Source organism: Mesorhizobium sp. M2A.F.Ca.ET.037.01.1.1 (assembly GCF_003998075.1).
GTDB lineage: Bacteria > Pseudomonadota > Alphaproteobacteria > Rhizobiales > Rhizobiaceae > Mesorhizobium.
The window spans coordinates 1-8,885 of sequence record NZ_RZSA01000169.1 but is presented as its reverse complement, the minus strand read 5'-3'; the positions used below and the strand labels follow the sequence as shown (position 1 = coordinate 8,885).

Annotated in this window: 9 protein-coding genes and 1 pseudogene; all 10 read right to left on the bottom strand. The window is 64.5% G+C overall.

Annotation, left to right across the window (positions count from 1 at the left end):
• The coding region (locus tag EOA27_RS11185; protein ID WP_145970320.1) for an ABC transporter ATP-binding protein at nt 1–602 on the bottom strand (602 nt) is incomplete at its 3' end.
• Nucleotides 603–1,622, bottom strand: a complete 1,020-nt coding sequence (locus tag EOA27_RS11180) for an arginine deiminase family protein (RefSeq protein WP_126082675.1) — start codon at nt 1,620–1,622, stop codon at nt 603–605.
• A gap of 42 nt (nt 1,623–1,664) precedes the next feature.
• Nucleotides 1,665–2,474: an ABC transporter permease gene (locus EOA27_RS11175; RefSeq protein ID WP_126082676.1), complete on the bottom strand. Its 810-nt coding sequence runs from the start codon at nt 2,472–2,474 to the stop codon at nt 1,665–1,667.
• Entirely contained in the window at nt 2,471–3,310 is an 840-nt protein-coding gene (locus EOA27_RS11170; protein WP_127256163.1) for an ABC transporter permease, read from the bottom strand. The genes EOA27_RS11175 and EOA27_RS11170 overlap by 4 nt, the downstream gene beginning before the upstream one ends.
• Before the next feature lie 45 nt (nt 3,311–3,355).
• The gene (locus EOA27_RS11165; protein WP_127256160.1) at nt 3,356–4,456 is read right to left on the bottom strand and encodes an ABC transporter substrate-binding protein; all 1,101 of its coding nucleotides are present in this window, start codon (nt 4,454–4,456) and stop codon (nt 3,356–3,358) included.
• A gap of 32 nt (nt 4,457–4,488) precedes the next feature.
• Entirely contained in the window at nt 4,489–5,721 is a 1,233-nt protein-coding gene (locus tag EOA27_RS11160; protein WP_126082679.1) for a LacI family DNA-binding transcriptional regulator, read from the bottom strand.
• Nucleotides 5,718–6,431, bottom strand: a complete 714-nt coding sequence (locus EOA27_RS11155; protein ID WP_189343128.1) for a GntR family transcriptional regulator — start codon at nt 6,429–6,431, stop codon at nt 5,718–5,720. The genes EOA27_RS11160 and EOA27_RS11155 overlap by 4 nt, the downstream gene beginning before the upstream one ends.
• A 16-nt stretch (nt 6,432–6,447) precedes the next feature.
• Nucleotides 6,448–7,383, bottom strand: coding sequence for an NAD(P)-dependent oxidoreductase (locus tag EOA27_RS11150; protein ID WP_189343129.1), 936 nt, complete (start codon nt 7,381–7,383; stop codon nt 6,448–6,450).
• A 13-nt stretch (nt 7,384–7,396) separates the two neighbouring features.
• A complete protein-coding gene (locus tag EOA27_RS11145; RefSeq protein WP_126082682.1) occupies nt 7,397–8,122 on the bottom strand; it encodes a class II aldolase/adducin family protein in 726 nt (241 codons plus the stop codon).
• Between the two features lie 278 nt (nt 8,123–8,400).
• Nucleotides 8,401–8,847, bottom strand: a pseudogene (locus EOA27_RS11140) (HlyD family efflux transporter periplasmic adaptor subunit); the annotation flags it as partial.
• Nucleotides 8,848–8,885 lie beyond the last annotated feature (38 nt).

Sequence of the window (8,885 nt, the reverse complement as noted above, 5' to 3'; positions counted from 1 at the left end):
GACATGGCGTAGGCCTCTTCCTGGTCGTGCGTGACGAAAACGAACGTGACGCCGGTTTCCTGGTGGAGACGCTTCAACTCACGCTGCATGGCGTCGCGCAGCTTGCGATCGAGCGCCGAGAGAGGCTCGTCGAGCAGCAGGATCTTCGGTCCGAAAGCAAGCGCGCGGCCGATGGCCACGCGCTGCTGCTGGCCTCCGGACAGTTCGCGCGGCTTGCGTGCGGCGAGCTGGTCGAGGCCGACCAGCTTCATGACTTCGTCAACGCGCGCGGCGATGCGCGCGTTGTCCCATTTGCGCACGCGCAAGGGGAAGGCGATGTTGTTTGCCACCGACAGATGGGGAAACAGCGCATAACCCTGGAAAACCAGGCCGAAGTTGCGGTCCTCGGGATCGACGCCGGTGATGTCGGCGCCGTCGAGCAGGATCGTTCCGGAGTCCGGCCTGGTAAAACCGGCGATCGACATCAGCAGGGTCGTCTTGCCCGAGCCGGATGGGCCGAGCAAGGTCACGAATTCGCCCTCGTTGATCGACAGGTCGACGCCGTCGAGCGCGATTGCCGATCCGTAGGCCTTGCGAAGCGTGCGGATGTCGAGGAAAGCCATTCAGTTCGGGTCCCGGGCGAGCGGCCCTGTCGAGCAATGGATGCCGCCGCCGTTCAGTTCGATGCATTCATAGTCGAGCGTCAAGATGGTGATGTCGGCCTTGTCCAGCCGCTCGGCGAGCCGGGGAGTACGGGTGGCATGCATGACGACCCTGCCGGGCGCGATGGCCAGGCAGTTCAACGAGAAGGCATTATCCTCGGGCGGCAGCTCGATCAGATTCATGCCGCGCTTTTTGAGGCGGTCGATGAAGAAGTAAGGGAGCTCGTTGATGTTGATGATGGCGGTCTCGTGATCGATCATCATGAAGCTGCCGTCGATGTGGATTCGATAGCCCGGCATCGGCACCTTGATCAGCTCGACGCCGAGGCTGTTCAGGATCATCTCGACCTGGCGGATGCCTTCCTCGTTGCAGGCGACGGAGAGCGAGCAGACCGCCGTCTTTTCGTCGATCAGCGCGAAGCCGCCACCCTCGAACACCGCTTCGCCATGCAACGTTCCCAGGATCGGGCAGCCGGCCCTTGCCAGGGCCTGGGTGACCATCAGTTCCTCGCCGCGGCGAGCGCGCCGGGCAAGGCGGGTGACGATGGCGCCGCCTTTGACGCCGATGACGCTGTCGCGGCAGAAGGTCGACTTGAGCGCGCCGGGCGCTGCCTTCTCGGTGAGGATCACATCGACGCCTTCCGAGCGAAGCAGCGCGGTGAACGCGTCATGGGCCGCCTGCATGGCGGCGAGATCTGGCGGCGTCTTACCCATGAAGTACCAACCCTTCTCCGGATCGCCGAAGCCGCCGATCTCAGGCATCGGCTTGTTCTTGTCGACGACGTTGATCTCCTCGCCCGGGCGATGCATCAGCACCGCGCGCAGCTTGCCGACATCGTTGGTGCAGCCCCATGGGCGTCCCCAGACGCGCGTCTGCTCCTCCGGATCGTGGAAAGCCGGCGTCGGCACCGATCCGAATGTCTGGAAGAACTTCGCCTCGCGATATTCGTGTTCGCTCATTGCGGCGGTGTGTGCTGACATGTCCTTGATTTCCTTTCTGAACTTGTGGACTGGATGAGGGGTTCACGACCGGCGCTGCGCAAGACGCTCCCATACGGTCAAGCGCAGCAACAGGCAGATGATGGTGACGACGAGCATGACGGTGGCGATGGCGGCCAGCGCCGGGTCGACGGCGTCGGCGATGCTTGTCCATATCTTGCGCGGCAGCGTCACCAGCCGACGGCTGGTGATGAAGAGCGTCACCGTGATCTCGTCCCAGGAGACGATGAAGGCCAGGATGGCGCCGGCGATCGTGCCCGGCAGGATATTGGGCAGGATCACCCTGCCAAAGACGGTGGGCGGGCGGGCGCCCAGCGATCGCGCGGCCTGGACGAGGCGTGGATCGAGGTTCGACAGCGAGGCGCCGATCGCCAGAACGGCAAGCGGCATCGCCAGGATGGCATGAACGATGGTGACGCCGAGCCAGCTGTCGAGCAGCGACAGCTTCGACCACAGCCGCACCATGCCGACAGCATAGATGATCGGCGGCACGATAAGCGGCGAGAGCAGAATGATGCGCAGGGTCGAGGGCCATCGCCCGGCATAGACCCAGGCGCCGATGGCGAAGGCCGCCGACACGCCGGTTGCGGCGATGCTGGAGGCGAGCGCTATGCCCAGGCTGGTCAGGATGCTCGGCAGCCAGCCGGCGCGCCAGTCCGCAAGCGAGGCAAAGTGCTGGAATGAGATGCCACTGGTCGGCAACGACAAATAGTCCTTCGCCGTCAGCGCCACCGGCACGACCACCAGGACGGGCACGAAGAGGAAGGCAAGCAGCAGCCATGCCAAGGTCCAGGGCAGCCAGCGCTCGCCTATGCGACGCAAACGCGGGCTCATCGGCGTCCGCCTTCGAAGGCGGCGCGAAGCGCGGGACTGCGCGCGGCGACCGCGACCAGCAGCCCGACGACAAGCAGCAGCGTCGTGGAGAGGGCAGTCGCCACCCCCCAGCGCAAGGTCGAGGAGATCTGCACCGAGATGTATTCGCCGACCATGAGCACGCGACCGGCGCCGAGGATGGCCGGCGTCACCAGGAAGCCGAGCGAGAAGATGACGATGAACAGGCTGGCGATCGCAAGGCCGGGCAGGCTGAGCGGCAGCCAGACGCGGGTGAAGATAGTGACGGGCCTCGCCCCAAGCGACCGCGCCGCCTGGATGATGCGGGGGTCGATTTCGGAAAGGTTGGCGTAGAGCAGCAGGATCGCGAACGGCATCATGTAGTGGACCATGCCGACGATCACGCCGAACTGATTGTAGACGAGTTCCAGCGGCTCGGCGATCGCGCCGCTGCCGACCAGCGCCGAATTGAGCACACCGTTGCGGCGCAGGATGGTGATCCAGGCAAAGGCGCGCACCAGCACCGAGACCCAGAACGGCACCATGACCATGAACAGCGCGACGCGGCGCGCGGCCGGCCGCATGTGGACCAGCGCGAAGGCGACCACATAGCTCACGACGATCGTCAGCACCGTCGTCACCGCCGAGACGATCATCGTGGTGCGCACCACCCGCCCGATCGCGGCGCTGCCGAACATCTCGACATAATTGCCGAAGCCGAAGGTCGGCTCGGTGAATGAGAGCGCCAGCACCTGAAGGATGGGGACCACGTAGAGACAGATCGTCAATAGCGCGGCCGGCACCGTCAGGCCGAAGGCCCAACGCTGGAAAGACGACATGGCGGCTATCCGGCCACCGGCCTGGAAGCCGGTGGCCGTCCCTGATCAGCGAGAGATGAAATCGAGGAACTTGTTCTGCAGCGCGGCTTCGTTGTCGGCGTAATACGCGGCCGAGATCTTCAAGCCTGTCTTGGCGTTCTCCGGCGCCAGCGAATAGACCGCCTTGTCGTCCTCGGTCATGAGAGCGAGCGCCTTGGGATTGGACGGGCCGTTCCCCATGATGCGCAGCAGGGTGATCTGGCCTTCCGGCTCCATCGACGAGTTGATGAAGTCGAACACCTTCTTGCCGGCGGGGTTGCCCTTCGGCACGGACCATGCGCTGGCAAACATCAGATTGTTGTTCCAGGTCCAGGTGAACTGGGGGTTCTCCTTGCGCAGCAGGTTGGCGCGGGTGTGCCAGATGTTGCCCATCACCACCTCGCCGTCGCGGAAGAGCTGCTGGCTCTGCGCACCCGACTCCCAGAAGATCAGGTTCGGCAGAAGCGGCTCCAGCTTCTTGAAGGCGCGGTCGACGTCGAGCGGGTAGATATCCTCGGCCTTGACGCCGTCGGCGAGCAGCACCGCCTCGAGCTGACCCTGGATCCATTTGCACATCGTGCGCTTGCCTGGGAATTTCTCGAGATCGAAGAAGTCGGCCCAACTGGCTGGCGCGGTCGAGAGCTTCTTGGAATCGTAGGCGAGCACGTTGGAATAGGTGTAGTTGCAGATGCCGAATTCGGCGGCGAGGCCGTCGCCGACCAGGCTCTTGTCGACGATCGAGTAGTCGATCGGTTCGACATAGCCACCCTTGCCGAGCACGAGCGCGTCGGTCATGCCGCCGTCGGTGGCGTCCCAGGTCACATTCTTGGAATCGACCATTGCGCGGATCGCGCCCGTCTCCGGGCCGGCGCCGTCGATCACGACTGGTATGCTCGACTTCTTGGTGAAGGGCTCGCCATAGGCCTTCTGGAAGGCGTCGAGCGCGGCGCCGCCCCAATTGCAGACGACGATCTCATTGGCTTCCGCCGATGCCGCGCCGGGCCGCATCGCGACAGCGAGGCCGAGGCCGGCCATGGCGGTAATGAAGGAGCGACGGTCGATCCGACCGGATTTGAACTTCTCGATTGCTATTAAGGCTGCGTCTTGACCAAAGCGGTTGCTGGACATGGCTGTTCCCCTTTTTATGTCCGTCTGGAGTCCTAGTTTTCGGTGACTTCCTCCCGGGCCGGCGCCAAGCCGCCGGTTGGCGGCTCGGAACCGGTATTGCTTGCAGACCGCCGTAGCCGGCGGCCTGATGGCGGCGCGACCGATGCACGGACGACGAGTTCGACGCCGATGCGTTCGGTGACCGCTTCTGTTTTTCTGCCTGTGATGAGGTCCAGCAGCATGGCGACGCCGCGCCGGCCGAATTCGGCCGGAGACTGCCGCACCGTCGTCAGCGCCGGCGAAAGAAGGTCGGCATTGCTGATGTCGTCGAAGCCGATGAGCGAGACATCCTCGGGAATGCGCAGGCCCATGCCGCGCGCCGCGCGCATGGCGCCAAGCGCCAGCATGTCGCCGCAGGTGAAGACGGCGGTCGGCGGATCCGGCTGGCCGAACAGCTCCTTGAAAGCGCCGACAGCCTGGTTTTCATCATAGTCGCAATGGACCACCAGCCGGTTGTCGACCGCCATGCCCGCCGCTTCCAGCGCCTCGGCATAGCCGGAGAGCCGCTCGGTCGTGCTGAGCAGGCCATGCGGGCCGGCGATCGCGCCAATGCGGCGATGGCCCTTCTCGATCAGGTGGCTGGTTGCCATGCGGGCGCCGTCGGCGTTCCTGGCAAACAGGCGCGGCGCCCGGGCGCCCGGCACATCCTCGTCGAGCAGGACCACGCCGCCGGTCCGGTTGATGCATTTGACCAGCCGGCCGTCGTCCGAATGGTTGGTGAGAAGCAGGATGCCGTCCACCTGGTGGTCCTCGATACGCGCCAGGAAGGCGAGCTCATGATCCACCAGGTTGCGGCTGTTGAGCATCAGCAGGTTGTAGCCGTGCCGCGCCGCCTCCGCTTCGGATGCGGAGGCGATGGCGGCAAACAGCGGATAGGCGATGTCCGAGGTTATCAGGCCGAGCGTCTCGCTGCTGCCGCGCGTCAGCCGCCGGGCAATGGCGTTGGGACGATAACCGAGGCGCGCAGCCGCCTGCTCGATCTTCAGCGCTGTCGAGTCGGGCAGGCTGATGCGGCCGTTGAGATGGCGCGACACGGAGGTTACCGAGACGCCCGCTGCCCGCGCGACATCACGGATGGTGATCTTCAATCGATCCGACAAACGCTTCAACGCTCCCGGCAGGATGATGTTGAACTTGGCTGGTAAACCGGTTTCGTAGACCGCCCAAAAAAAAGGGGCCGCCGGCTCCGGACCTGACAAGGCGAGGGCAGGGACGGGAGCGATCACAGAACGTCTCCCGCACGGAAGAACTCCTGATGCTCGCGCTTGAGGGTGGCCTGGTCGAAGTCGACATTGCGAATGTGCGCGGCCATGAGGCGCGCGGCCTCGCCAGTCTTGCCGGCACGGACTTCATCGAGGATCGCGCGATGCTCCGCGATGATCGAACGGATGTGATCCGGCTTCATGCCGATCAGGAACTGAACGCGCATCATGTCCGCCGATATATGCTGGCAGGCAGCCCAGGCGCGGGGATGCGCGAAGGCAGCCGTCAGGCCCGAGTGGAAGGCCATGTCGGCGCGATGCAGGGCGCCCATGTCGTCGCTGTCGACCAGCCGTTCCTGTGCCCGCAACGACAGCTCGATTTCGTCGAGCGTGCCGGGATCCGGATGGACGCCGCTGTTGGCGATGACCGCGCTTTCCAGGGTCGAGCGGATGAACACGGCCTCGCGGACCCGGGTCATGTCGATAAGCGAGACGCGGGTGCCGGTTTGCGGCGAAATCTCGATCAACCCCTCGTCGAAGAGCCGGGTGAAGGCCTCGCGCACCGGTGTGCGGCTGATGCCCATCGCCTGCGCGACGTCAGTCTCGGCAAGGCTCGCGCCCGGCAGGACACGCGCGGTGATGATCGCCTCGCGCAGTTCCTGATAGGCCTTGGCCGAAATCGTGTTCCGTCGCTCGTTCTGCTCGGTCAGGATTGGCGCGTTCAGCTTTAGCATATCTGTATACTGGCATTCAGGAGTTTTGGGAGTCAAGAAGCGGTTTGCCGGAAACCAGCGGATTTCGTGGATCGTCGAGCGCTTTGATCGCCTCCGCGATCGCGGCCGCGGTCCCCTCGGGCGTTGGCAGGCCGCCGCAATGGGGTGTGATGCGCACGCTTTCATGCGCCCAGGCCCAATGATCGGCCGGCAGCGGCTCCTGGAGGAAAACGTCGAGCCAGGCGCCGGCGACATGGCCGCTGTCCAGCGCTTGCCTGAGCGCGGTCTCGTCGAGATGATCGCCACGCCCCAGATTGACCACATAGGCACCCGGCGCCAGCAGGCCGAAGAGCCGCCCGTCGAGAATGCCGCGCGTGTGCTGGTTGGACGGCAGCAGGTTGACAAGGAGATCGGCCCCCGTGACGGCCGGAACCAGTCCGCCCTCGCCATGAAAGGCGGTCACGCCGACACGTTCGCGGGGCGTGCGCGACCAGCCTGAGACGCGGAAGCCCGCTCCCGCGAGGCCCGACGCGACATGGCCGCCGATCATGCCCAGGCCAAGCACCGCGACCGACAAGGCGCCGCGGTCGCGGATCTCGGAAACAGCCCGCTGCCACCTGCGTGCGCGCTGGCTGCGGCGAACGGAAAAATCGTCCTGCTGGCGGGCGAATGCCGCGTGCATGGCGTAGTCGAGAATTTGCTGTGCTTGCGCGGGATCGCGCAGGCGCACGACAGGCATATCGTCGGGCAGGCGCGGATCGGAGGTCAATTGATCCGTGCCGGCGCCCAGGCAGAGCACAGCGCGCGTCGAAGCAGGCAGCTTCGCCATGTCCGGCGGAAAAGCCCAGGTCACCAGCAGGTCGTAGTCGGTGTCCGGGGCGCAATCGGTCCAGCGGCGGAATTCCACGCCGGGACAGGCCGAGCGCAACGCGGTATCGAACGCCTCCGAATAAGCGAGAGGATCGGCAAGCACGACCCGCACGGCGTCAACGGCCGTCGAAGACGAGGCCCGAGAGCCGACGCAATGCCAGCCACTCCAGTTCGGCGGCGCCGTCCGGATCGGCCTCATATTGCGCGGCGGTGCGTTCGCACACGTTGCTGGACGGAAGATGCACGGGCCGGCCGCTGCCAAGCACGGCAAGCTGGATGCGGCACGCCTGCTCGAGGTTGTACATCAGGGAAAACGCCTCGCCGACGGAACGGCCAACCGTCAGCAGGCCATGGTTGCGCAGGATCATGGCGCGATTGTCGCCGAGATCGGCGACGAGGCGCTGCTGCTCGTCCCGGTCGAGAGCGATCCCCTCGAAAGCGTGATATCCGACACGGCCGTAGAAGAGCAGGGCGGTCTGGTTAAGCGGCAGCAGGCCTTCTTCAAGGCAGCTGACCGCGACGCCCGCGGCGGTGTGCGTGTGCATGACGCAGATAGCGTCGGGCCGTGCCGAATGGACCGCCGTGTGGATGACGATGCCTGCCGTGTTGATCGGAACCTGCGTGCCCCGCATCTGGCGTCCTTGATGGTCGATCACCGCAAGCGAGTCCGCGGTGACTTCCCCGAACAGGTCGCCATAACGGTTGATCAGCAGGTGGTTCGGCTCTTCGGGCAATCGCGCCGAAATATGAGTGTGGATCAGGTCGTCCATGCCGAAATGGGCAATTAGCCTGTAAGCCGCCGCAAGTTCCTGGCGCATCGCCGTCTCGGTGGATGAAGTCATTTGCAGGTCGCCTCCTGTTAACGATCGGCATACCTGAACTCCTGTATACAGGTCAATAACGTCCGCTTGGTTTTCATTGAGCGGCGGTGTGCGGGAATAGTGTGGCTGCGGTGAACGACGCTTTAATCCGCGGCCTCTGGCGGGCATCGGCCGGAGAACTGCTCGGCCTGTCAGTCCGACGTAAACAGCGTCAGAACGAGGGGTCAAATGCGTGTGCTATGAAGCCCCATAAGTGACCACTCGCTCCGGCGGACGTCGGTTCGCATTAGCTTCGCGACTCAGGGTTCGCGGATGCTTTCGTCGAGACCACGCAGGAGCGGATAGAGGAAATATGACAAGATCGTGCGGTCGCCGGCCTTGATCTCCGCGGTCACTGCCATGCCAGGAATCAAGCGGAAACTGCTCGGCACATCACGCAGATCGGTCGCGGTCAATTCCACCCGTGCCTTGTAATAAGGACGTTGTTGCCCACCATTCTTCGGATCCTGTGTGAAGGTGTCGTCCGAGACGGTTCGAACCTTACCGGACAGGGTACCGTGCTTCTGGAAGGCCCACGCCTCGAGTTTCAGGCGAACTTCACTGCCGGCCTCGACATGGCCGACATCGAGCCCCTGGACAGAGACTTCTGCCTCCAATGGAGAACCCAGAGGAACGAGCGTATAAAGCGGCTCTGCTTCTTTCAATACCGAGCCAACAGAGCGCTGCGCCACTTCGAGCACGATCGCGTCGGCGGGTGCGGGTTACAACGTGACAGCCTTCCGCC